Genomic DNA, 22,870 nt, shown 5'->3' with positions numbered 1-22,870 from the left:
CGCTCCTCCCTCCGCGAAGCCCGGATCAGTCCCGGACGACCTGGCCGCCGGAGACCGTGAAGGACGCGCCGGTCAGCTCCCCCGGCACGTCCGCCGGCACCGCGGCGGTGATCAGCACCTGCTCGGCCGGGGCGACCATCCCGGCCAGCCGCCGGCGGCGCCCCGCGTCCAGCTCGGCGAACACGTCGTCCAGGATCAGGACGGGGTCGTCGCCGTCGGCGCGCAGCAGGTCGAACGCCGCCAGGCGCAATCCGAGCGCGAACGACCACGACTCGCCGTGGCTGGCGTAACCGCGCGCGGGCAGCTCCCCCAGCCGCAGCACCAGCTCGTCCCGGTGCGGGCCGACGAGGCTGACGCCGCGCTCCAGCTCCTGCTTGCGGGCCTCGCCCACACCCGCCAGCAACTGCTCGGCGAGTTGTGCACGATCTGTGGACAACTCCGCCGCACCCAGGGAGCTCTTGTAGATGAGGTCGGCCGCGCCGCCGTTCGGGGCGAGCGCCTCGTACGCGCGCGCGACGAGGGGACGCAGCCCGGCGACCAGATCGAGGCGCGCGGCCAGCAACTCGGCTCCCGTACGAGCCAGGTGCGAGTCCCACACGTCCAGGGTGGCCAGGACCTCCGCGCCGGGCGCGCGACGGTGGGCGGCGGCCGATTTCAACAGGGCGTTGCGCTGCTTGAGGACACGCTCGTAATCGGCGCGCACTCCGGCGAAGCGCGGCGCGCGCGCGGTGAGCAGCTCGTCCATGAACCGGCGGCGCTCCCCGGGGTCGCCCTTCACCAGGGCCAGGTCCTCGGGCGCGAACAGCACCGTGCGGACCATCCCCAGGATCTCCCGGGGCCTGGGGACGGGGGAGCGGTTGAGCCGGGCGCGGTTGGCCCTGCCGGGGTTGATCTCCAGCTCGATCAGCGCCTTGCGGTCGTCCTTGACGACCCCGGCCCGCACGATCGCGCGCGGCGCGCCCTGCCTGACCAGCGGCGCGTCGGTGGCGGCGCGGTGGCTGCCGTGGGTGGCGACGTACCCGACGGCCTCGACGAGGTTGGTCTTGCCCTGGCCGTTCGGGCCCACGAACGCGGTGACGCCCGGTTCGAGCGGCACCTCGGCGGTGGCGTACGACCGGAAGTCCTGGAGCGAAAGGTGGGCGACGTGCACGGGACACGAGGGTAGGGCCTCCGAGCCGCCACGGCTGCCACTGCGGGAACAGGAGCCGCCTGTGGGCCCGCGAAAAACCCGCACACCCAACCCCCGCCCGCCCAGGGGGGCGACCCCACTTCCATTGTCCACCGCCCTGCCAAGGCCGTGGGGAAAGTGTCCACTGGTTGTGGATAACCCGCCGCGGGCCGCCCCCGAAGAGGCGGCCCACGTGAGGCGTGTTGTGGAACAGGGGTCCGGGATTCCAGGGGCGGAACCGCCGCGGGGTCAGACCTTCGGCGGGTCCACGTCCGCGCCGGGGGAGTCGGCGCCCTTCGCGCTCTCCACCGCGTGGCCGCCGAACTGGTTGCGCAGCGCCGCCACCACCTTCATCGCCGGCGAGTCGTCCTGGCGCGAGGCGAAGCGGGCGAACAGCGACGCCGTGATCGCCGGCAGCGGCACCGCGTGGTCCACCGCCGCCTGGACCGTCCAGCGGCCCTCGCCCGAGTCGTTGGCGTAGCCGCGCAGCTCGTCCAGCTGCGGGTCCTCGGCCAGGGCGCGGTTCATCAGGTCCAGCAGCCAGGAGCGGATGACCGTGCCCTCCTGCCAGGAACGGAAGGTCTCGGGCACGTTGGTGACGACGTCGGACGCCTCGATCAGCTCGTAGCCCTCGCCGAACGCCTGCATCATCGCGTACTCGATGCCGTTGTGGACCATCTTCACGAAGTGGCCTGCGCCGATCTCGCCGCTGTGGACGAAGCCGAACTCGCCCTCCGGCTTGAGGGTCTCGAAGATCGGCATCAGCCGCTCGACGTTCTCCTTGTCGCCGCCGACCATCAGCGCGTAGCCGTTCTCCAGGCCCCACACGCCGCCGGACACGCCGCAGTCGACGAAGCCGATCTCCTTGGCCGCCAGCTGCTCGCCGTGCTTCTGGTCGTCCACATAGTGTGAGTTGCCACCGTCGACGACCAGGTCGCCGGGCTGGAGCAGTTCCCCCAGCCTGTTGACGGTCTCCTGGGTGGGGCCGCCGGCGGGCACCATCACCCACACCGCGCGCGGCGCGGCCAGGCGCTCCACCAGCTCCTCCAGCGAGGCGACGTCGCTGACCTTCGGGTCGCGGTCGTAGCCCACCACGGTGTGGCCGCCGCGGCGCAGACGTTCGGCCATGTTGCCGCCCATCTTGCCCAGCCCGATGATCCCCAGTTCCATGCTCACTCCCCTGTGGATAGGTCCCTGTGCACACCCGCGCGGGCGTCTCCCGTGCGGGCGGGTCCCCCCTGGTATGCCCCTTTGACGGTACTTACCCCGTCAGTCGCACCGGCATGATCAGGTACCGGTAGTTGGGGTTCTCCCCGTCCTGCGGGGGCTTGCCGGTGAGCACCGCGGGCTTGGTCGGGGTCGTGAACGACAGCCGCGCCACGTCCGAGCCGATCGCCGACAGCCCGTCCAGCAGGAAGCCGGGGTTGAAGGCGATCTCGATGTCCTCGCCCTCCAGGTTGGCCTCCAGCGCCTCGACGGCCTGGGCCTCGTCCCCGGTCCCGGCCTCCAGCACGACCTCTCCCTGGCGGAACGAGAGCCGTACGGGGGTGTTCCGCTCGGCGACCAGGGAGACGCGCTTGACCGCCTCGATGAACGGGGCGGTGGAGACCTCGGCGAGGCCGGCGTACTCGCTGGGCAGCAGCGACCGGTACTTGACGAAGTCGCCGTCCAGCAGCCGCGAGGTGGTGCGGCGCCCGCCGCCCGCGAAACCGATCATGCCCTCGCCGGCGCCGCCCGCGCCGCCCAGCGCGATCGACACCTCGGCGCCGGAGGTCAGCGACTTGGCGGTGTCGGCGAGCGTGCGGGCGGGCACCAGGGCGACCGCGGAGAAGTCCGGGCGCTCGGGCTTCCAGTGCAGCTCGCGGACCGCCAGCCGGTAGCGGTCGGTGGAGGCGAGCGTGACGGTCTCGCCCTCGATCTCCACGCGCACGCCGGTGAGCATGGGGATGGTGTCGTCCCGGCCCGCGGCGATAGCGACCTGCGCGACGGCGGCGGCGAACTCGTCGCTGCCCACCGCGCCCGCGGCCGGCGGCATCTCCGGCAGCGTCGGGTAGTCCTCCACAGGCATGGTGAGGAGGGTGAACTTCGCGCTGCCGCAGCGCAGCATCACCTTCGCGCCGTCGGTGGTCACCTCCACAGGGTGGGGAGGAAGGCTGCGGCAGATCTCGGCGAGCAGGCGGCCCGACACCAGCGCGGTGCCCGGCTCCTCGGTGTCGATGTCGGTGGACACCTGCGCCGAGACCTCGTAGTCGAACGCCGACAACTTCAGCCGGTCGCTCGCCTCGATGTGCATGCCGGCCAGGACGGGCACCGGGGGCCGCACCGGGAGGGTGCGCGCCGTCCAGGCCACGGCGTCGGCCAGGGCGTCTCTGTCGATGCGGAACTTCAAGGGGACCCGCCTCCTGCAGGTGTCGGACAACGGTGACGTTCGCCGGGCCCGGTCGCGCGCTCGGAGCGCGTTGTCCCCAGGCCCTGATTTGATCTGGATCTTTTCTTGGTTAGAACACAGAGGTAGTACTAGTAATAGGGGCGGTGGATAGTGTGGACAGACCCCGTTTCCGCAGGTGAACCCGCGGATTTCTGTCCACCGGGGCTGTGCATGGACGGTGGACGACGCGGCGCCGCCTGAGGACGAAGAATCTGTCCCCACAGCTCATCCCCACGTTCTCCCCCGGTTGTCCACGAGTTTTCCGCAGGTTCTCCCGGGGTGGCGGGCCGGCGGGTGTGCGCGACGGCTTCGTCCCCAGCCCGTCCCCAGGTCTTCCCCAGGTCGTCCACGGAGTCGTCCCCATGATGCCGGGTGGCCGTCCCCAACCTGTCCCCAATCCATCCACGAGTTGTCCCCAAGTTCTCCGCAGGTTGTCCCCCGGGTTGTCCACGGAATGACCCAGGGTTATCCACAGGCTGTGTGAGTTGATCTCCCGCTGGGAAGGGGTGTCCGATGCGCTCGGGGGGTGGTTCAGCGCTTGCGCGCCTGGTGCTTGATGCGCCCGGTCAGCTCGGTGACCTGGTTGTAGATCGCCCGGCGTTCGGCCATCAAGCTGCGGATTTTCCGCTCGGCGTGCATCACCGTGGTGTGGTCGCGGCCGCCGAACTGCTGCCCGATCTTGGGCAGCGACAGGTCGGTCAGCTCCCGGCAGAGGTACATCGCGATCTGCCGCGCGGTCACCAGCATGCGCGAGCGCGACGGTCCACAGAGGTCCTCGATCGTGGTGCCGAAGTACTCCACAGTCTGAGCCATGATCATCGCGGCGGTGATCTCGGGCCCGGACTCGTTGGGGATGAGGTCCTTCAGCACGATCTCCGCCAGCTTCATGTCCACGGACTGGCGGTTGAGGCTGGCGAACGCGGTGACGCGGATCAGCGCCCCCTCCAGCTCGCGGATGTTGGAGGCGATCTGCGAGGCGATGAACTCCAGCACGTCCGGCGGCGCGGCCAGGCCCTCCTGCCGAGCCTTCTTCTGCAGGATCGCGATGCGCGTCTCCAGCTCCGGCGGCTGCACGTCGGTGGTCAGGCCCCACTCGAAGCGGTTGCGCAGCCGGTCCTCCAGCGTCACCAGCTCGCGGGGCGGCCGGTCGCTGGAGATGACGATCTGCTTGCTGGCGTTGTGGAGGGTGTTGAAGGTGTGGAAGAACTCCTCCTGCGTCTGCTCCTTGCCCTCCAGGAACTGGATGTCGTCCACCAGCAGGATGTCGACGTCCCGGTAGCGGCGGCGGAACCCGTCGGCCTTGCCGTCGCGGATGGAGTTGATGAAGTCGTTGGTGAACTCCTCCGAGCTCACGTACCGCACCCGCGCCCCGTTGAACAGGTTCTGCGCGTAGTGGCCGATGGCGTGCAGCAGGTGCGTCTTGCCCAGGCCGGAGTCGCCGTAGATGAACAGCGGGTTGTACGCCTTGGCGGGCTGCTCGGCGACCGCCACGGCGGCGGCGTGCGCGAACCGGTTGGACGAGCCGATGACGAACGTCTCGAAGGTGTACTTGGGGTTCAGCCGCGCGTGCTCGGCGGAACCGCCGCCCCCACCCTGTGGACGGGGCTCGGCGCCCTCCTCCTCGCCGCCGCCCCGGTCGCCCCGGTACTGGTCGGCCGGCTGGTAGGAGTCCTCCGAACGGCTGGGGGCCTCGTGCTGCCGCTCCTCGCGCCCCGGCGCGTCGGGACGGCCCGGACCGCCTCCCGGACGCTGTGCGCCCAGCGTGCGGTCGTTCAGGTGCGACGGGGCGTGCCCGCGGGGCGCCGGGGGCATGTCGGACGGACGGCCACCGAGGGCGTCGTAGCCGTCGCCGCCGTTGGGGGACGGGCCGGAACCGCCCGGCTCGCCGCCGAAGCCGCCCTTGCCGGAGTCACCGAAGCCGGGATCGCCGAAGCCGGAGCCCGGCCCGGGACGCCCGCGACCGGGGCCGGGATAGCCGTTCTGCTGCCCGCGCCCCTCGAAAGGGGAACGCCCGCCAGGGCCCGCGCCATAGGCGGGCGGCCGGGGAGCGGCCGGAAAACTGCCGCCGTGGTCGCTGTCGCGCTGCGGCCAACCGCGCTCTTCCTCAGCCTGGGGATAACCGCCGGGGCTGTGGGAAACCCCGGGCTGCGGCCGCCCGCCGTAGCCCTGGTCTCCGTAGGACTGGTCGGGGTAGGGACGCTCGGAGTACTTCTTCTCCCCGAAGGAACGCTCCTCGTACGAGCGGTCTTCGAAGGAAGGACGCTCCTCGTAGGGGCGGTCCTCGAACGGCCGGTCCTCGTACGACTCGTAGGGCTGCTCCCCGTAGGAGGGGCGCTCTCCGTAAGCCTCGGGGCCTCGCTCGTGGTGCTGCTCACCGGGGGAGGCCGGGGGTTCGGGCTGGACGGTCACCGCGACGCGGATCTCGCGGCCCAGCTCGCGCGAGAGCGCCTGCGTGATGAGGTTGCGCAGGCGCGTCTCCAGCGCGTCCTTGGCGAACTCGTTGGGGGCCGCCAGCAGCGCGGTGCCCTCCACCAGGGCGAGCGGACGGACCAGCGGGAGCCAGGCGCGGTAGCTGATCGGGAGGTCCCCGTCCGACAGCGCCGTGAGGGTGCGGGCCCAGACCGATCCGAGATCCTGTCCGTCCATGCGCAAGGTCCCTCCCCAAACTCTGTAGACCGGCACACCGGACCGCCCGGATCGCCTGCGCGCGAGGCCCGTCCCAGTGAGCACGGCGGCGCCGCGAGGGACTTACTCTCTCACGAGTTGTCCACAGAGTTGTCCACATGCTGTGCATGAGCACGAGATCCCTGTGCAAAAGCCCTGAGGGCGCACGGGATCGCTCGGTGCCGTTCTAAGGGGAGTCCCGGATGCCGCCGTCCGCGGTACCCGAAAAAGAAGGCCGACGCACAGACGGGTCGGCTACGGCCAGAACCCTAGCCGCTGCCGTCGGCCCCCCGCAACACGAACGGGATTCGCCCCAAGGTCATCGTCCATCACCCCCGGTCACCTCCCTACCCGCGCAAGATCATCCCCTCACGCGCGCGAGCTGGGAATGCTTGCGCGGGGAGCGGAACGGGGACGGCCGGGCAGTTCGCCCGCGCGTTCTCGGAATGCCGCCGCCGTCGCGCCGGGGAGGGAGCGGGACGAAGCCGGGGCCCCCTGCGAATGGCGGTGGAAAGGAGCCGACGGAGGGCGCCGACAGTCCCCCGGCGAAGGGTGGTTGTGCACAGTTGTCCACAGGGATATCCACGTCCCGGATTCGCTGAGGGCGAAGAACGGCCGCGCGCTGGGATCTCGGCCTCGACTCGGGTGACAAAGCGGTCTTGCACCCCTTCTTGTGGAGAACGCGGGGAGGAAGTGCAATAGCGCACACCCGAGGCCCGCCGGGCACCGTCCCGGGGAAAGGCGCGCGGCCCCGGCGCGCCCTCTGGCGGAGAAGGTCTCCGTTTGACCTGATGGGCAGCCAGCCCGTAACGTGCTGAGGTCGAGTCGCATCGACGGAGATGACGCGTGCCCGCCTCCATCGCCCGGGTGGGCCCCCGCTGCGGGGGACCGGACGCGGCCCTCGATGCGACACATCGCGCCTAAGACAACCCGACCGCAGCACTGGAGCCTCAAGTGAGCAAGCGTACTTTCCAGCCGAACAACCGTCGTCGCCACAAGAAGCACGGCTTCCGGCTGCGCATGCGCACCCGCGCCGGCCGCGCCGTCCTCTCCGCGCGGCGCGGCAAGGGCCGCGCCCGCATCGCGGTCTGACAGACCCCTCACATGCTGCCGTCCGGACACCGGATGCGGCGGCGGGACGAGTTCACGTTGGCCGTCCGGCGCGGTCGCCGCGCCGGACGGCCAACTGTCGTCGTGCACCTGCTGCGCCGTGAGGACGCCCAGGCCGACCAGGGGCCCGACCGGGAAACCGGCGCGGCGTCGCTGGTGGGCTTCATCGTGTCCAAGGCGGTCGGCAACGCCGTGGTGCGCAACCGCGTCCAGCGCCGGTTGCGCCACCTGGTGCGCGCGCACCTCGATCGACTGCCGGGGGGTAGCCTGCTCGTAGTGCGCGCCAACCCCGCCGCGGGAACGGCGCGCCATGACGACCTGGCCGCGGATCTGGAGTCGGCGCTCGACCGGCTGCTGCGGCCCACGTCCAAGGGGCACAGATGACCGATCGGCCTGGGGCGCCCGCCCCCGGTGACCAGGCGGCCGGCGTGCCGAGCCCGGTCGCCGGGCCGGCCCCGGACGCCGACGGGCGCGACGCGTCGCCGAGCCCGGCGGCCCGCGCGCTGATCCTGCTGGTCCGTGCCTACCGCCGCTTCTTGAGCCCCCTGCTCGGGCAGCAGTGCCGCTTCCAGCCCACCTGCAGCGCCTACGGCCTGGAGGCCCTCCAGACGCACGGCGCGCTGCGCGGCACCTGGCTGACCGCCCGCCGGATCGGCCGGTGCCACCCGTTCCACCGCGGCGGGCACGATCCCGTGCCGCCGCGCCGGAACAGGGACGCGGCACCCACCCACACCTCCGGCCGCGAGGAGAGCGGCCCCGCCCTAGCAGAGCCCAAGGAGCTGCCCGGTGCTTGACTGGTTGTACTCGATCGTCGCCCAGCTGATCGTGTGGATTCACACGGGGCTGAGCTCCGTCGGCATCGACAAGGACAGTGGATGGGCGTGGGGCGGCTCGATCATCCTGCTCACCGTCCTGCTGCGGTTGTTGCTGGTGCCGCTGTTCGTCAAACAGATCCACGCCTCCCGGAAGATGCAGGAGCTGAACCCGAAGGTTCAGGCGCTGCGCAAGAAGTACAAGAACGACAAGCAGCGCCTCAACCAGGAGGTCATGAAGCTCTACCAGGAGAACGGCGCCAACCCGCTGTCGGGCTGCCTGCCGATCCTGGTGCAGATGCCGGTGTTCATCGGCCTGTTCCAGGTGCTGAAGCGCATCTCCGACGCCAAGCCGGGCGAGGGCGTGTTCGCCGTCACCCCGGACCTGGTGTCCAGCGCGCAGAAGGCCAACATCTTCGGGGCGCACATCCCCGACACCTTCCTGAACGCCTTCGGCGCCGACCCGAAGAGCTGGAGCGCGATCGTCATCACCGGCATCGCCGTGGTGATCAGCTCCTGCACCACCTTCTTCACCGTGCGGGCCAGCATGAAGCGCCAGCCGGTCACCGACGAGAACAACCCGATGATGCAGGCCCAGAAGATGATGGTCTTCCTGGCCCCGCTGTTCGGCCTGTTCGGCCTCGGCTTCCCGCTGGGCGTGCTGATGTACTGGGTGACCTCCAACAGCTGGACCCTGGTGCAGCAGCACTACATCTACTCCAAGTACCCGCCGCTGGGCGCCAACGGGGAGCCCGCCGCCGGTACGGCCACGGGCAAGGGCGGCAAGGCCGCCCCCGCCCCGACCGGCATCAAGGCCAAGCTGAAGAAGGACGCCGACCCGGTCCCCGAGCCCGAGGACAAGCCGAAGGCCGTCCGCAACCAGCCGACGCGCAAGCCGCGCAGCAAGCGCAGCGGCACCCCGAAGCGCTAGTTTTGACCCCGGTCCGCGCCGAAGAAGGAGATCCCCGTTGAGCCAGACCGACACCACCGAGGTCGACGTCCAGGCGCTCGAACAGGAAGGCGAGATCGCCGCCGACTACATCGAGGGCCTGCTGGACATCGGTGACTACGACGGCGACATCGACATGGACGTCGAGGGCGAGCGCGCGATGGTCGCGGTGGTCGGCGGCTCCCTGGACGAGCTGGTCGGCAAGCGCGGCGAGGTCCTGGAGGCCCTCCAGGAGCTGACCCGCCTGGCCGTGCACCGCCAGACCGGCAACCGCACCCGGCTGATGCTGGACATCGGCGGCTACCGCGAGCGCCGCCGCGCGGAGCTGACCAAGCTCGGCCAGGACGTGGCCGACGAGGTCAAGCGGGGCGGCCAGGCCAAGCCGCTGGCGCCGATGACGCCGTTCGAGCGCAAGATCGTCCACGACGCGGTCGCCGAGGCGGGCCTGCGCAGCGAGTCCGAGGGCGAGGAGCCCGACCGCTACGTGGTCGTCCACCCTTCTTGAATTGAAGCCCCGGCCCAGGGGCTCGTCTGGCGGCTCGCCCCTGACCGTGTCTTGGCGAGAGCCACATCGCTTCGCGATCCGGCCCGGGGAAGCTCGCCTTCGGCGTTGCTTCCCCGGGCCGGTTAGTCTCTCGCGCGCCAGTTGAGGTTCTTGAGCCCGGTCCACGGACCTGGACGGGCAGAGACCCCGCCCCCAAAATCCGGGGTGCGGGGCCTCTGCGGGGGCTCGGTGTGCACCGCCGCCGTAGCACACCGAGCGTTCTGGAAACCGGCCGTCGGCGGCGGTTCAGACCGGTTTCGTCATCTGGGCGCCGGGGCGCGCCGGTCTCCGGCGCTGGTGGCCGGCGGTCCCGGGTCCGTCGTGGGGGGCGGTGGTCCTGGTGGTGGTCTTAGGGTGCGCTGCTCGCACGAGCGTTCAGTCCGTTCGGTTGCGATCGTCACGACGGGTGGCCGGTGGGCGATCGGTGCGCCGGTGGGTCAGTCCCGCTCGCGGGGAACGCGCCGCTCGGCGGGGATCGGCGTCACGTTCTGGATGGCGGGGTCCTGCGCGTAGGCGGGATCCTGGGCGATGGCCGGGTCCTGGCCGCTGTGGCCGCCGGGGTGCCGGGGCGTCGCGGGGCGCTCGACGACCCGCTCGACCCGCTCGACGGGGGCGCCGGTCGCCGCGTCCACGGGGCGCTCGATGATGCGCTCCTCCTTGATGACCGTCTCAACGGGCGCGCCCTCGTCCCCGTAGGCGGGGTCGGCGCCGACGATCTGCCCGGCGCGGCGGCGCGGCCGGGTGTACAGCAGGGTGAAGGCCATGCTGATGGCCCCCACCAGGATCAGGATGAGGCCGACCATGGTGATGTTGACGCCGCTGACGTCGACGTTGAGGGCGAAGGCGAGGATCGCGCCGATGGCGATGAAAGCCAGACTGACTCCGATACCCATGGCTCGGAGCCTCCTTCCGTGAAGGGCGGGCAGCACTGGTCTCCCTCTACCCCGGTGGCGCCGAATATGCGCGCCTTCGGGCACGGCTGTGCCCGGGGCCGCCCTCCCCAAGGTCATCGCCCCGTTTCGCGAGTACGTCGCCGGGTGGTTTTGTGGAACGATTCGTTCGGTGGGGACTGCACGTGAGGTATTCGGTGACACACTGCCCATCGCGGAGCGCTATGCGGACTTCCTGGCCGGGCCGGGGGTGGAGCGGGGGCTGATCGGCCCGCGCGAGGTCGACCGCCTCTGGGAGCGCCATCTGATCAACTGCGCGGTGGTGGCCGAGGCGATCCCCGAGCACGCCACCGTGGTGGACGTCGGCTCGGGCGCCGGGCTGCCCGGCCTGGTGCTGGCGATCGTCCGCCCCGACCTGCGGATCACGCTGCTGGAGCCGCTGCTGCGCCGGACCACGTTCCTCGACGAGGCCGTGGCGCTGCTCGAACTGAAGAACGTCGAGGTCCGCCGGGGCCGCGCCGAGGAGGTCGCCAAGGACTTCGCGGCGGACGTGGTCACCGCCCGCGCGGTCGCCCCGCTGGAGCGGCTGGCCAAGTGGGCGCTTCCCCTGTTGCGTCCGGGTGGGGAACTGCTCGCCCTCAAGGGAGAGCGCGCCGCCGTGGAGCTGGAGGAGGCCCGTCCCGTTCTGTCGCGGTTCGGGGTGCGGACCACCGAACTGCTGCAAGTCGGGCGCGGTAAGGTCGACCCGCCGACAACGCTTGTCCGTGTGGTCGCCGATAGCGCGCCCCGGCGCGCTCAAGGGTCGAGGAAGAAGAGGTCTTCATGAGCACGGGACCAGGAGTGGACCGGCCTGACCGCGCCGGTGAATCCCCCGACGACTCCTCCTCCGGCCCGGAGCGGCCGGAGCAGGCGCCGGAGGCGGGGGAGGGCGGCGCGGCGGGGGCCGCGAGCGCTCCGTCCGGGCACGCGATGTGGGCGGACACGACGTCGGGGACCGCCGACAACGTCGGCTACGTCCCGACCGGGGGCAGCGGCGGCGCGCAGCCGCCGGGACGTTCATCTCAGGGGGAGTCGGAACTGGTGCGCGAGGCGCTCAAGGACGCCAAGGTTTCACATGAAACGACGGTGACCGCACTCAAGGCGATGGCGGGGCGGCGGGAGCGGGAGTGGCCCCGGCCCGGCGCGTGCCGGGTCATCACGATCGCCAACCAGAAGGGCGGCGTCGGCAAGACCACCAGCTCGGTGAACATCGCCGCGTCGCTGGCGCTGCACGGCGCCCAGGTGCTGGTGGTGGACCTGGACCCGCAGGGCAACGCCTCCACGGCGCTGGGCGTGGACCACCACGCGGAGATCCCGTCGATCTACGACGTGCTGATCGAGGACACCCCGATGGCCGACATCGTGGTGGCCGCGCCCGACATCCCCAACCTGTTCTGCGCGCCCGCCACGCTGAACCTCGCCGGGGCCGAGATCGAGCTGGTCTCCAAGGTGGCCCGCGAGTCCCGGCTGCGCCGCGCGCTGGACGCCTACGAGACCGACAAGTTCGACTACGTCCTGATCGACTGCCCGCCGTCGCTGGGCCTGCTGACGGTCAACGCGCTGGTGGGCGGGGACGAGCTGCTGATCCCGATCCAGTGCGAGTACTACGCGCTGGAGGGCCTCGGCCAGCTCATCCGGACGGTGGACCTGGTCAAGGCGCACCTGAACCCGGCGCTGAACGTCTCCACCATCCTGCTCACCATGTACGACGCCCGGACCCGGCTGGCCGCGCAGGTCGCCGAGGACGTGCGGCAGCACTTTGGAGACATCGTCCTGAAGACCGTGATCCCCCGGAGCGTGCGCGTCTCCGAGGCCCCCAGCTACGGCCAGTCCGTCATCACCTACGACCCGGGTTCCAGCGGCGCGCTCGCCTACAGCGAGGCCGCGTCGGAGATGGCCCACCGCAACGCCGGAGCCGCCACGTGAGCCAGCGTCCCCGCGGCCTGGGCAAGGGCCTGGGCGCCCTCATCCCCACCGCCCCGCCGCCGCCCCCGCAGCCGGAACCGGAGCCGGGCGGCCCCGGGAACGGACACGGCGGCGGCGCCCACCCGGCGGGCTCGGACGGCGCGGCCGCGTCCGTCCCGGGCCTCGCGCCGGTCGCCGGGGCGCACTTCGCCGAACTCCCCCTGCACGAGATCCGGCCCAACGCCCGGCAGCCGCGCCGGCACTTCGAGGACGAGGCGCTCGAAGAGCTGGCCGAGTCGATCCACATCGTCGGCCTGCTCCAGCCGATCGTGGTGCGCCGCAACGCCGACGCCGAGCACCCCTACGAACTGATCATGGGGGAGCGGCGGCTGCGCGCCGCCAGGCAGGCGGGCCTGGAGGTCATCCCGGCCATCATCCGGGACACCGGCGACGACGACATGCTCCGGGACGCCCTCCTGGAGAACCTGCACCGCCAGCAGCTGAACCCGCTGGAGGAGGCCGCCGCCTACCGGCAGCTGCTGGACGACTTCGGCACCACGCACGAGGCGCTGGCCGCGCGCATCGGCCGGTCCCGCCCGCACATCACCAACACGCTGCGGCTGCTGAACCTGCCGCCGAACGTGCAGCAGCGCGTGGCGGCGGGGGTGTTGTCGGCCGGGCACGCCCGCGCCCTGCTGGGCCTGGACAGCGCCGAGGCGCAGGAGCACCTCGCCAAGCGCATCGTCGCCGAGGGGTTGTCGGTCCGCGCCGTCGAGGAGATCATCGCGCTGCGCGAGGTCGAGGACGGGCCGCCCGAGCCCCGGCAGGGCCGCGCCAAGAAGCAGGTCGCGCCCGCCCTGCGCGACCTGGCCGACCGGCTGTCGGACCGCTACGAGACCAAGGTGCGCGTGGACCTCGGCCGCAACAAGGGCAAGATCGTGGTGGAGTTCGCCTCGATGGAGGACCTGGACCGCATCATCAAGTCGATGGCCCCCGACGACGAGGGCGTGCGCGGCGACCTCGACGAGTGACCCCCGTCCCCAGGCTTTGCCAACGCCCCGGTCCCCTCGCAGGGCCGGGGCGTTCGCATGTGCGGATGAACACCGGGGGCCGGCGCCGAGCGGGCGTCGCCGGTGCCGTCATCGCCGGGGGACGGTCCCGGGACCCGGGGGACCACCGCACCCGCCCGTGACGGCGGCCGGAAGCCGTGCCTCGCTCGGCCGAGCCCGTGCACTCCCCCGGGCGGCCACTTCGTGATCATGTATTTCCCGCCGTCCGGCGGCGAAACATCCGCCCGGCCGGGAATCGATCCGTGGGGTTGGCGGCCGACGTTTCACGGGAAACCGAGGGGCCGCGCTCTTGGGGAGTGAGGGTTTCACGGGAAACCTGGGCGGCCCCTGCCGGGCTGCGGCGACGCTTTCTGGCGCTGATCTCGGGGCGCGCCAACGTTTCACGAGAAACCTTGAGGCTGCTCTCGGGGCGCATCGACGTTTCACGGGAAACTGCGCCTGCGGAGACTCGTGGTTTCCCGTGAAACGTCTCAGCCCGTCAGTCCCGGCTATCCTCGCGCCGGGACGTCAGGCGGCGCTCGATCAGGTCGCGGCACAACTCGCCCAGGTCCAGATCGGCGGCGCTCACCGCCCGGGGGAGCAGGCTCGTCTCCGTCATCCCCGGGGCCACGTTCACTTCCAGGAAGTGCACCTCGCCGTCTGGGGAGACGATCAGGTCGGTACGGGACAGGTCGCGCAGCCCCAGCGCGCGGTGGGCCGTCACGGCCGCCGCCGTCGCCCGCGCGGTCGCCTCGTCGCTCAGCCTCGCCGGGGTGACGAACTCGGTGTCGCCCGCGTCGTAGCGGGCCGTGTAGTCGTAGCGGCCCCCAGGGGCCACGATCTCCACGGCGGGCAGGGCGTGGGGCTCGCCGCCGCGTTCGATGACGCTGACGGCGATCTCCGTGCCCGCCACGTACTGCTCCACCAGAGCCGCGTCCCCGTAGGCGAAGCAGCCCACCATCGCGGCGGGCAGGTCCCCCGCCTCCCGGACGACCGACGCGCCCAGCGCCGAGCCGCCCTGCGTCGGCTTCACGAACAGGGGGAGGCCCAGATGGTTCAGGATCCGCTCCAGGACGGCGGAGGCACCCAGGTCGTGGAAGACCTCCTTCGGCAGGGCGACCGAGGCGGGCGTCCGCAAGCCCGCCCGGTGGACGACCGCCTTGGCCGTCGGCTTGTCCCACGCCACCCGGCACGCGTCCGGGCGCGCGCCCACGTACGGGATGCCGAGCAGCTCCAGGACGCCCCGGATCGCGCCGTCCTCCCCCGCCGCGCCGTGCAGCACCGGGAACACCGCGTCCGGCGGGTCGCTGGTGAAGGAGTCGAGCAGGGTCGCGTCGGCGTCCCGCAGCTCCACCGGGACGTCCACCGAGCGCAGCGCGTCGGCGACGCGGCGGCCCGAACGCAGGGAGACCTCCCGTTCGTGCGACAGTCCCCCGGCGAGCACGACGACGTGACCGAGTTCCACAACCCCTGCCTTCCTGTGAGATGGGAAACGCCCGGCTCCCCGATGGGAGGCCGGGCGTCGCGTCCAGCGTCTCAGACCGTGTCGGGCCCCGGCGTGTGGACCCCGCCGGGGGAGCGCTGGTGCTCGACTCCCCCGAAGGTGTCGCGCAGCCGGATCTCCTGCTCGACGACGCCGGCCAGGCGGCGCACCCCCTCGCGGATGCGGTGCGGCTCGGGGTAGCAGTAGGAGATCCGCATGTGCCGCCGCCCGTCGCCGTCGGCGTAGAAGCCGGTGCCGGGGACGTAGGCGACGCGCTCGGCCAGCGCGCGCGGGGCCATCGCCTTGGCGTCCAGGCCCTCGGGCAGGGTCAGCCACACGAAGAAGCCGCCCGCCGGGCGCGTCCACGTGCAGCCCTCCGGCATGAAGGCGTCCAGCGATTCCAGCATCGCGTCGCGCCGCTCGCGGTACAGCTCGCGGAAGTCCTTGATCTGCTCGCGCCACGGCTGGGTGGTGAGGTACTCGCGGACGGCGAGCTGGGAGAAGCTCGACGGGCACAGGATCGCCGACTCGGCGGCCAGCACGAGCTTGGCGCGCACCGCGTGCGGCGCGAGCACCCAGCCGACCCGCAGGCCCGAGGCGATGGTCTTGGAGAACGAGCCGAGGTAGACGACGCGCTCGGCGTCGTCGGCCCGCAGCGCCCGCATCGGGTCGCCGTCGAAGCCGAGCAGGCCGTAGGGGTTGTCCTCGATGATCAGCACGTCGTACTCGGCGGCGATCTCCAGGATCTGCGCGCGGCGCGCGGTGGTGAGGGTGACGCCGGCCGGGTTCTGGAAGGTGGGGACGGTGTACAGGAACTTGACGGTGCGGCCCTCGCGGCGCAGCCGCTCCAGCGTCTCGCGCAGCGCCGCGGGGATCAGGCCGCCCTCGTCCAGCGGCACGTGCACGACGTCGGCCTGGTAGGAGGCGAAGGTGCCGAGCGCCCCCACGTAGGACGGCGCCTCGGCCAGCACCACGTCGCCCGGGTCCACGAAGATCCGGGTGACCAGGTCCAGCGCCTGCTGCGCGCCCACCGTCACCACGACGTCGTCGGCCGACGCCTGCACGCCTTCGAGGGCCATCACCTCGCAGATGCGCTCGCGCAGCACCGGGTCGCCCTGCGCCGAGGCGTACTGGAGGACCTCCGCGCCGTTGCGCGCCACCAGGTCGCCGACCATGCGGCCGACCTCGTCCAGCGGCAGCGCCGACACGTACGGCATCCCGCCCGCCAGGGAGACCACCTCGGGGCGGGCAGCCACGGCGAACAGAGCCCGGATCTCCGAGGCCACCATGCCGGCGGCACGGGCGGCGTAGCGATCGGTGTAGGCATCCGTGCGCGTGTGCTGTTCCACGAGGCACCTCCAGGGGTGTTCGGAATGTCTCTGCAAACTACGGCATCGCCGTCGGCGGGGTGCGTGGAACCCCCGCGCCTCGCCTGCCGGGGACCGCGTCCCCTCTCCGATACGATGCCCGAGGGTCCCGGTCTGTTCCGGGATTTTCTGCGAAGTGGCGTACCGCCCTGGGGGTGCCGAACAGGTGTCGCGTCGTCTCGTGAACATCACGCTGGACAATCTGGACGACCTGCCGCGCCGCTGCCGGCGCTGCGTCTTCTGGGAGCTGGACCCGGTGAGCCGCGACCGCGCGGTGGAGGCGGGCGCCCCGGAGCTGGAGAAGGAGGCGTGGATCTCCTCGACCCTGCTGGAGTGGGGCGGCTGCGGGAAGCTCGTGTACGTCGACGACGTCCCGGCCGGGTTCGTGCTCTACGCGCCGCCGCTGTACGTGCCGCGCTCGGTGGCGTTCCCGACCAGCCCGGTCAGCGCGGACGCGGTGCTGCTGATGACCGCGCACATCCTGCCCGACTTCACCGGCGGCGGCCTCGGCCGGATGCTGGTGCAGGGCGTGGCCAAGGACCTGACCCGGCGCGGGGTGAAGGCCATCGAGGCGTTCGGCGACCTCAAGGGCGAGGAGGGCGGCTGCATGGTGCCGGCCGACTACCTGCTGTCGGTCGGGTTCAAGACAGTGCGGCCCCACCACCGCTACCCGCGGCTGCGGCTGGAGCTGAAGTCGGCCCTGTCGTGGCGTGAGGACGTCGAGGTGGCCCTGGAGCGGCTGCTGGGCTCCATGACCCCGGAGGGCGCGCTCCGGCCCGTGTGAGGCGCCGTCAGAGCCCGGAGAGCGGAACGGCCCGCACCTCGGCGAGGTGCGGGCCGTTTCCCGTGGAACGGGGGTGGGCGGGCCGGGTCAGAGGAACTCGGCCAGGTCGCGCAGCAGGGCGGCCTTGGGCTTGGCGCCCATGATCTGCTTGACGACCTCGCCGCCCTGGTAGACGTTCATGGTCGGGATCTGCATGACGCCGTACTGCGCCGGCACCTGCGGGTTCTCGTCGATGTTGAGCTTGACGATGTCGAGCTTGTCGCCGTGCTCCTTGGAGATCTCCTCCAGGATGGGGGCGACCATCCGGCACGGGCCGCACCACTCCGCCCAGAAGTCGACCAGAACGGGCTTGTCGTTCTTGAGGACCTGGGCCTCGAAGTCGGCGTCGGTCACGGCCTTCATGGTTTCTCCTTCGTGTTCCCCCGGCGGCGGAGGTGCCCGCCGCCGCGCGCTGGTCGGGTACTGCGGACAGCCGGTCAGCCCTCGCCGGCCAGCTCCTTGGCGGGCTGCGGCACGATCTCGGCCTCGCCGCGGTCCTGGAGCCAGCGCTCGGCGTCGATGGCGGCCGAGCAGCCGCTGCCGGCCGCGGTGATGGCCTGCCGGTAGACGTGGTCGACGACGTCGCCGGCGGCGAACACGCCCGGGATCTTGGTGGCGGTGGTCGGGTGCCGGACCAGCAGGTAGCCGTCGGCGTCGCTGTCGAGCTGCCCGGCGAACAGCTCGCTGCGGGGGTCGTGGCCGATCGCGATGAACAGGCCGGTGACGTCGAGGCGGGACTCGGCGCCGGTCTTGAGGTTGCGCAGCTGCACGCCCTGGACGCGGTCCTCGCCGTGGATCCCCACGACCTCGCTGTCCCACACGAACCGGATCTTCTCGTTGGCGAACGCGCGGTCCTGCATGATGCGGCTGGCGCGCAGCTCGTCGCGGCGGTGCACGACGGTGACCGAGCGGGCGAACTTGGTCAGGAAGATGGCCTCCTCCATCGCGGTGTCGCCGCCGCCGACGACCACGATGTCCTGCTCGCGGAAGAAGAAGCCGTCGCAGGTGGCGCACCAGGACACGCCGCGGCCCGACAGGCGCTTCTCGTCGGGCAGGCCCAGCTCGCGGTAGCCCGAGCCGGTGGCGACGATCACGGCGTGCGCGCGGTAGACGTCCTCGCCCACCTTGACGATCTTGGGGTCGGCGGTCAGGTCGACCTCGGTGACGTCGTCGGTGATCAGCTCGGCGCCGAACCGCTCGGCCTGCTTGCGCAATCCGTCCATCAGGTCCGGGCCCATGATCCCGTCGGGGAAGCCGGGGAAGTTCTCCACGTCGGTGGTGTTCATCAGCGCGCCGCCGGCGGTCACCGACCCCTCGAACACCAGGGGCTTGAGGTCGCCCCGGGCGGCGTAGATCGCGGCCGTGTAGCCCGAGGGGCCCGAGCCGATGATGATGACGTTGCGGACGTCGCTCACAGTACTGTCCTTCTCCTTGTTCGCCTTCGGTGCCAAGGCCCGCCACGGCCCACGCCGGGACGCCTCCGCCCTGCCGCCTCACCGCTCGGCGCCTCGCCGCCTCCGGCTCAGCCCGCCCTGTCGGTGGCGTCAACCGATCCTAGGCCCCAGGGATTCCCGGGCCGTCGCCGTGCCGGTCACAGGGCCGGTCATAAGCTTGTCCCCATGGCGCGAATCCTTCTCCTCCACTCGATGTACGGGTTGCGGCCCGCCGTCCACCAGGCCGCCGAGCGGCTGCGCGCGGCCGGGCACGAGGTGCACACCCCCGACCTGTACGACGGGCGCGTCGCCGACAGCCAGGAGGCCGGCCTCAAGATCAAAGAAGAGATCGGCCGGGACGAGCTGCTGCGCCGCGCGGTGGCGGCGGCCGCCCCCCTGGTCGGCGACGGCGGCCTGGTCTACGCGGGCTTCTCGCTGGGCGGCGCCATCGCGCAGAACCTGGCGCTGGCCGACGAGAAGGCGGGCGGGCTGCTGCTGATGCACGGCACCTCCGACATCGCCGACGACGCCGCCACCGAGATCGCGGTGCAGCTCCACGTCGCCGACCCCGACACCTACGAGCCGGTGGACTGGCTGAACGCCTGGTACCTGCGGATGCGCCGCGCGGGCGCGGACGTGGAGGTGTTCCGCTACCGGGGCGCGGGCCACCTGTTCACCGACCCCGACCTGCCCGACCACGACGCCGAGGCCGCCGAGAAGGCGTGGGCGATCGTCGAGGACTTCCTGCGCGAGCTGGGCTGACGTCGGACCGGACGCACGGAAGGGCCGCTCCCGGCCGGGAGCGGCCCTTCCGTATATATGTGTGCAGGCCGGGCGTTCGTCAGCCGCCGGCGACCGTGTGCTTCAGCTCGCGCGTGTCCTGGGCCGAGCAGTCCGGGCCGACGACCCAGATCTCCCAGGCGTCGGGCTTGGCGGCCCTGACGGCGATCACCGTCGCGGGGCCGCCCTCGTACCTGGCCGAGTCGACCAGCGCGGGGGTCTTGCCCCGGGTGACGCTCGCGACGCACTCCGACAGGCGCGCGTCCGGAGCGCGGCCCTCGGTGCGCGACTCGCCCCCCTTGCCCAGCAGGTCGCCGACCTGCGGGCCCAGGGACGAGGCGCGGTAGTCGGTGCCGCTGGCGGCCACGGTGAAGGTCACCGGGGCGGCCAGGGTGTCGCGCCGCGGCCCCGAGCCCTCGGTCGCCGCGCCGGGCGCCCGCGCGGAGCTGCGCATGGCGGCGCCGCCGTCGCTCCCGTCCATCACGGGTGTCTTCGCCGCGGTGCTGGCGTCGCCGTCGGAGCCCTCCAGCGCGGCCTTGCCGACCATCGCTCCGCCGCCGAGCACGATCGCTGTGGCGGCCGCCGCCGACAGGAGCCGCCAATGCCGTCGTCCGCGCCGCTGCTCCAGGCTCACCACCTGGGCGCTGTGCAACGATTCGGCCGCGATGGCCGAGTCGATGCGCGACGCCAGGTCGGCGGGCATGGCCGGTGTCGGTGCCTCCGCCAGGAGCCGGGAGACGTCCGCAAGGTCGGCGGAGCGGTCCCGGCAGTCGGCGCAGGATTCGAGGTGCGCGTTGACGGAGGCGGCGTGGTCGTCTTCGAGCAGCCCCTCGGCCAGGTCGGCCAGGGTGTCGTAGTCAAGATGTGCGGGGTTCTTCATCTGGGTGTGCCACCTCCTTCCACACCTCCGACGTTCCGGGGCCCCGGACGGTTCCGGTGGTGGGTCAGCAGCGGCGCGAGCCGGGCGCGGCCGCGCGCGCAGCGGCTCTTGATGGTGCCGGGCGGCACCTCCAGCACGCGGGCGGCGTCGTCGACCGAGTAGCCCATCATGTCGACCAGGACCAGCGCGGCCCGCTGCTCGAACGGCAGGACCGCGAGCGCGCTGCGCACGTCCAGGGCGACGCCGTGCGCGTCGGTGGGGTCGGGGGCCTTGGGCGCGACGGCGTCGAAGGTGGCGTCGTCGCCCATCGGCGTGGCGGGCCGCACCGACTTGCGGCGGATGCGGTCCAGGCAGGCGTTCACCACGATCCGGTGCAGCCAGGTGGTGACGGCGGCGTCGCCGCGGAACCGGCCGGCGGCGCGGAAGGCCGACAGGCAGGCGTCCTGCAGCGCGTCGGCGGCCTCCTCGGGGTCGCCGAGCGTGCGCACCGCGACGGCCCACATGCGGTCGCGGTGCCGGTTGACCAGCTCGGCGAAGGCATGGGGGTCCCCCGCCGCGTGCCGGGCGAGCAGTTCCTTGTCGGGGGTCTCGTCCACCGGGCGCGTGCTCACCGACGCCATGGGCGACGGCCTTCGAGCGCGGCGGGGCCGTTCAGCGGCGGACGTCGTCGGCCGGAAACGCCTGCTGGGGTGCGCACCACAGATTCCTGGGGGGAGGGGACAATTCTGCTCACAGGCACGATACAGACTGATCCAGCCCCACGTCACAGCCCGTTCGCCGGTGACCGGATCGCCACCGACCTGTGACGCTGGTCGTGGCGCGCCCGGTGACCGGCCCGCGACCAGCGGAACGATCCTGGAAGATCAGCCCGCGGAGGCGCCGAGGACCGTGATCTCGCTCATCCTGCCCTTGCAGGAGCGCGGCAGCTTGGTGAACCAGACCAGCACGTACCGGCCGGCCTTCTGCGCCGAGACGTTGATTGTGGTCTCGCCGGACACGGTGTCGTTGCGGCCGATCGAGGTGAGGTCGGTGGGGGTCTGCGAGTCGCCGATCCGGACCTGGAGGGTGCCGCCCCCTTCCACGCCGGCCACCTTGACGCTCTGCACCTTGACCGGGCGGCCCATGTCGAGCACGACGCCGAGGCCCTTGGAGTAGCGGCCGAAGTTGACGTCGGCGTAGGTCTGGGTGCTCCAGACCGTGGAGTCGCGCCCGTCGATCACGGCGCCGGGGTTCTTCTTGATCGTCGGGTCGAGGTGCCCGCCGATGGGGTCCTCGGCGGCGATCGCGTTGTCGGCCTTCAGCCGGTCGACCGACGGCTTGGCCGTGGGCTGCGCGGGCTGCCCGCCGGTCTGGCCGCGGGCGCCGGTGTTCCCGCCGGTGCCCGGGTCGTCCTTGTCGTCGCCGGCCAGGGCCCACGCGCCGAGGCCGACGATCACGGTCAGCGCGGCGGCGGCGACGCCCAGCAGCAGGCCGCGGCCGCCCTTGCCCTTGCCGCCGGAACGGTGGGCGCCCACCGGGGCGGTCGCGGGCGGGGCCGGGGTGTGGTGCGCCTGGGGCTGGGAGCGCGTCTGGGAGTGCGGCTGGGGCTGCGACTCGTGCGGCCGGGGCGCGGGGCGGGCCGGAGCCGGCCGCACGGCCGTGCGCCGGGGCGGCGGCGGGGTGCCGCCGCCCAGCCCCGCGAACAGCGGCAGCGGGGTGCGCGGCACGCCGCGCAGCGCCGTGGCCAGGCCGGCGGGGGTGGTGATGGGCTCGCCGTCGCCGATGCCCAGGCAGCGGCAGACGATGTCGTTGACGCCCTGGGCGATGCCCGCCTGCACCTGGCGGGGCGCGTGCGGCACGTCGTCGGTGGCGGGCGCGGCGGGCAGCGCGGAGCGGGCCGGGTCGCCCGGCCAGTGCGCGGTCAGCGCCGCGTACAACATCGCGCCGAGGCCCCGGACGTCCTGGACGTCGGGGTCGTCGGCGCGGCAGTCGCGCAGCGCGGCGTCGGTGGCGATGCCCAGCAGCTTGACGGTGCCGCCGGTCGTCCACACCAGGTCGCGCGGCGACAGGCACAGGTGGGTGAGGCCCGCGGTGTAGGCCGCGGCGATGGCCTCGGCGGCCTCGTACAGCAGGGTGGCGGCGCGGCCGGGCTCCAGCGGGCCCTTGCCGAGCATCTGCTCCAGGGTCTCGCCGACCACCCACTCGCTGACCACGTAGGCGTTCTCGCCGGAGTCGTCGGCGTCGAAGACCTGGGTGAGGCGCGGGTCGGTGAGGCGGCTGGCGGCGCGCGCCGAGGTGATCACCTCGGCGATGCGCGGGAACTCCGGGTCGAAGGTGCGCACGGCGACGGCGCGGGCGAGGATCTCGTCGACGGCCTTCCACAGCGAGGAGCCGCCGGAGTCGCTGATGCGTTCTTCGAGGCGGTAGCGGCCGGCGAGTCGTGTGCCGGGCTCGATGACAGACGTGCTCACGGCACCGTCCTGCGCAGGTGGTCAGGTCCCATGTTCGTGGCGTGGCAGCTTACGCCTCCGACCCTCCTCTTTGCGTTCCCCAGGGTGTCGCCCCGC

General features: G+C 72.2%; 22 protein-coding genes. 10 read left to right on the top strand and 12 right to left on the bottom strand.

The genetic code is table 11. The features are described from left to right. Positions 1–25: 25 nt before the first annotated feature. The 4 genes from recF to dnaA all read right to left on the bottom strand — a co-directional run bounded on the left by recF (position 26) and on the right by dnaA (position 6,242). The gene (recF, locus tag AH6_RS30635) at positions 26–1,150 is read right to left on the bottom strand and encodes a DNA replication/repair protein RecF (RefSeq protein WP_067486964.1); all 1,125 of its coding nucleotides are present in this window, start codon (positions 1,148–1,150) and stop codon (positions 26–28) included. Positions 1,151–1,417: 267 nt separating this feature from the next. Continuing rightward, positions 1,418–2,338: a phosphogluconate dehydrogenase (NAD(+)-dependent, decarboxylating) gene (gnd, locus tag AH6_RS30630; protein ID WP_067486961.1), complete on the bottom strand. Its 921-nt coding sequence runs from the start codon at positions 2,336–2,338 to the stop codon at positions 1,418–1,420. A 91-nt stretch (positions 2,339–2,429) separates the two neighbouring features. Continuing rightward, a complete protein-coding gene (dnaN, locus tag AH6_RS30625; protein WP_067486958.1) occupies positions 2,430–3,557 on the bottom strand; it encodes a DNA polymerase III subunit beta in 1,128 nt (375 codons plus the stop codon). A 570-nt stretch (positions 3,558–4,127) separates the two neighbouring features. Continuing rightward, on the bottom strand, positions 4,128–6,242 hold the full coding sequence (dnaA, locus tag AH6_RS30620; protein WP_067486955.1) for a chromosomal replication initiator protein DnaA: 2,115 nt from the start codon (positions 6,240–6,242) through the stop codon (positions 4,128–4,130). Between the two features lie 972 nt (positions 6,243–7,214). Between dnaA and rpmH the strand changes: the two genes are divergently transcribed. From rpmH to AH6_RS30595, 5 genes are read left to right on the top strand one after another with little or no spacing between them, the layout of a single operon-like run. Further along, a complete protein-coding gene (gene rpmH, locus AH6_RS30615) occupies positions 7,215–7,352 on the top strand; it encodes a 50S ribosomal protein L34 (protein WP_019633682.1) in 138 nt (45 codons plus the stop codon). Between the two features lie 12 nt (positions 7,353–7,364). Continuing rightward, a complete protein-coding gene (gene rnpA, locus AH6_RS30610) occupies positions 7,365–7,754 on the top strand; it encodes a ribonuclease P protein component (RefSeq protein WP_067486952.1) in 390 nt (129 codons plus the stop codon). Further along, a complete protein-coding gene (gene yidD / locus AH6_RS30605; RefSeq protein WP_083983631.1) occupies positions 7,751–8,164 on the top strand; it encodes a membrane protein insertion efficiency factor YidD in 414 nt (137 codons plus the stop codon). The genes rnpA and yidD overlap by 4 nt, the downstream gene beginning before the upstream one ends. After that, complete coding sequence (gene yidC / locus AH6_RS30600) at positions 8,157–9,113, top strand: membrane protein insertase YidC (protein WP_067486946.1); 957 nt, start codon at positions 8,157–8,159, stop codon at positions 9,111–9,113. The genes yidD and yidC overlap by 8 nt, the downstream gene beginning before the upstream one ends. A 37-nt stretch (positions 9,114–9,150) precedes the next feature. Continuing rightward, positions 9,151–9,636 (top strand): Jag family protein, encoded by a 486-nt coding sequence (locus AH6_RS30595; protein WP_067486943.1) that lies wholly within the window; start codon positions 9,151–9,153, stop codon positions 9,634–9,636. Positions 9,637–10,112: 476 nt separating this feature from the next. Here AH6_RS30595 and AH6_RS45080 read toward each other — a convergent pair whose 3' ends face one another. Next, on the bottom strand, positions 10,113–10,568 hold the full coding sequence (locus tag AH6_RS45080) for a DUF6458 family protein (protein WP_067486940.1): 456 nt from the start codon (positions 10,566–10,568) through the stop codon (positions 10,113–10,115). Between the two features lie 169 nt (positions 10,569–10,737). Between AH6_RS45080 and rsmG the strand changes: the two genes are divergently transcribed. The 3 genes from rsmG to AH6_RS30575 all read left to right on the top strand — a co-directional run bounded on the left by rsmG (position 10,738) and on the right by AH6_RS30575 (position 13,540). Continuing rightward, on the top strand, positions 10,738–11,391 hold the full coding sequence (gene rsmG / locus AH6_RS30585) for a 16S rRNA (guanine(527)-N(7))-methyltransferase RsmG (protein WP_067486937.1): 654 nt from the start codon (positions 10,738–10,740) through the stop codon (positions 11,389–11,391). Positions 11,392–11,708: 317 nt separating this feature from the next. Next, entirely contained in the window at positions 11,709–12,530 is an 822-nt protein-coding gene (locus AH6_RS30580; RefSeq protein ID WP_067487017.1) for a ParA family protein, read from the top strand. Beyond that, a complete protein-coding gene (locus tag AH6_RS30575; RefSeq protein ID WP_067486933.1) occupies positions 12,527–13,540 on the top strand; it encodes a ParB/RepB/Spo0J family partition protein in 1,014 nt (337 codons plus the stop codon). Before AH6_RS30580 ends, AH6_RS30575 begins: the two co-directional genes overlap by 4 nt. A gap of 517 nt (positions 13,541–14,057) precedes the next feature. Here AH6_RS30575 and AH6_RS30570 read toward each other — a convergent pair. Both AH6_RS30570 and AH6_RS30565 read right to left on the bottom strand, forming a co-directional pair. Further along, complete coding sequence (locus tag AH6_RS30570) at positions 14,058–15,023, bottom strand: D-alanine--D-alanine ligase family protein (protein ID WP_067486930.1); 966 nt, start codon at positions 15,021–15,023, stop codon at positions 14,058–14,060. 71 nt (positions 15,024–15,094) lie between these two features. Continuing rightward, entirely contained in the window at positions 15,095–16,330 is a 1,236-nt protein-coding gene (locus tag AH6_RS30565; RefSeq protein WP_083983635.1) for an aminotransferase-like domain-containing protein, read from the bottom strand. Between the two features lie 259 nt (positions 16,331–16,589). On the opposite strand from AH6_RS30565, the gene AH6_RS30560 reads away from it, so the two are divergent. Continuing rightward, positions 16,590–17,192, top strand: coding sequence for a GNAT family N-acetyltransferase (locus tag AH6_RS30560; RefSeq protein ID WP_245679533.1), 603 nt, complete (start codon positions 16,590–16,592; stop codon positions 17,190–17,192). 87 nt (positions 17,193–17,279) lie between these two features. Here AH6_RS30560 and trxA read toward each other — a convergent pair whose 3' ends face one another. Both trxA and trxB read right to left on the bottom strand, forming a co-directional pair. Further along, a complete protein-coding gene (gene trxA, locus AH6_RS30555; RefSeq protein WP_067486921.1) occupies positions 17,280–17,594 on the bottom strand; it encodes a thioredoxin in 315 nt (104 codons plus the stop codon). A gap of 74 nt (positions 17,595–17,668) precedes the next feature. Continuing rightward, positions 17,669–18,646, bottom strand: a complete 978-nt coding sequence (gene trxB, locus AH6_RS30550; RefSeq protein WP_067486918.1) for a thioredoxin-disulfide reductase — start codon at positions 18,644–18,646, stop codon at positions 17,669–17,671. Between the two features lie 204 nt (positions 18,647–18,850). On the opposite strand from trxB, the gene AH6_RS30545 reads away from it, so the two are divergent. Then, positions 18,851–19,426: a dienelactone hydrolase family protein gene (locus AH6_RS30545; protein ID WP_067486914.1), complete on the top strand. Its 576-nt coding sequence runs from the start codon at positions 18,851–18,853 to the stop codon at positions 19,424–19,426. Positions 19,427–19,505: 79 nt separating this feature from the next. Here the strand turns inward: AH6_RS30545 and AH6_RS30540 are convergent, their stop codons facing one another. From AH6_RS30540 to AH6_RS30530, 3 genes are all read right to left on the bottom strand, one after another. Then, a complete protein-coding gene (locus AH6_RS30540; RefSeq protein WP_067486911.1) occupies positions 19,506–20,324 on the bottom strand; it encodes an RsmA family anti-sigma factor in 819 nt (272 codons plus the stop codon). Then, positions 20,321–20,944, bottom strand: coding sequence for an RNA polymerase sigma factor SigM (gene sigM / locus AH6_RS30535; RefSeq protein WP_067486908.1), 624 nt, complete (start codon positions 20,942–20,944; stop codon positions 20,321–20,323). Before sigM ends, AH6_RS30540 begins: the two co-directional genes overlap by 4 nt. Before the next feature lie 243 nt (positions 20,945–21,187). Further along, complete coding sequence (locus AH6_RS30530) at positions 21,188–22,774, bottom strand: protein kinase family protein (RefSeq protein WP_067486905.1); 1,587 nt, start codon at positions 22,772–22,774, stop codon at positions 21,188–21,190. Positions 22,775–22,870: the final 96 nt, after the last annotated feature.

Source organism: Actinomadura hibisca NBRC 15177, assembly GCF_001552635.1.
Classification (GTDB): Bacteria; Actinomycetota; Actinomycetes; order Streptosporangiales; family Streptosporangiaceae; genus Spirillospora; species Spirillospora hibisca.
The sequence above is the reverse complement of the archived record's forward strand: the minus strand, read 5'-3'. Positions and strand labels throughout refer to the sequence as shown.

Coding starts and splice junctions, on each gene's coding strand:
- gnd (WP_067486961.1), bottom strand. CDS start 2,338: ATGGAACTGGGGATCATCGGGCTGGGCAAGATGGGCGGCAACATGGCC.
- dnaA (WP_067486955.1), bottom strand. CDS start 6,242: ATGGACGGACAGGATCTCGGATCGGTCTGGGCCCGCACCCTCACGGCG.
- rnpA (WP_067486952.1), top strand. CDS start 7,365: ATGCTGCCGTCCGGACACCGGATGCGGCGGCGGGACGAGTTCACGTTG.
- yidD (WP_083983631.1), top strand. CDS start 7,751: ATGACCGATCGGCCTGGGGCGCCCGCCCCCGGTGACCAGGCGGCCGGC.
- AH6_RS45080 (WP_067486940.1), bottom strand. CDS start 10,568: ATGGGTATCGGAGTCAGTCTGGCTTTCATCGCCATCGGCGCGATCCTC.
- AH6_RS30580 (WP_067487017.1), top strand. CDS start 11,709: ATGGCGGGGCGGCGGGAGCGGGAGTGGCCCCGGCCCGGCGCGTGCCGG.
- AH6_RS30565 (WP_083983635.1), bottom strand. CDS start 16,330: ATGGTGGCCTCGGAGATCCGGGCTCTGTTCGCCGTGGCTGCCCGCCCC.
- trxA (WP_067486921.1), bottom strand. CDS start 17,594: ATGAAGGCCGTGACCGACGCCGACTTCGAGGCCCAGGTCCTCAAGAAC.
- AH6_RS30545 (WP_067486914.1), top strand. CDS start 18,851: ATGGCGCGAATCCTTCTCCTCCACTCGATGTACGGGTTGCGGCCCGCC.
- AH6_RS30540 (WP_067486911.1), bottom strand. CDS start 20,324: ATGAAGAACCCCGCACATCTTGACTACGACACCCTGGCCGACCTGGCC.
- sigM (WP_067486908.1), bottom strand. CDS start 20,944: ATGGCGTCGGTGAGCACGCGCCCGGTGGACGAGACCCCCGACAAGGAA.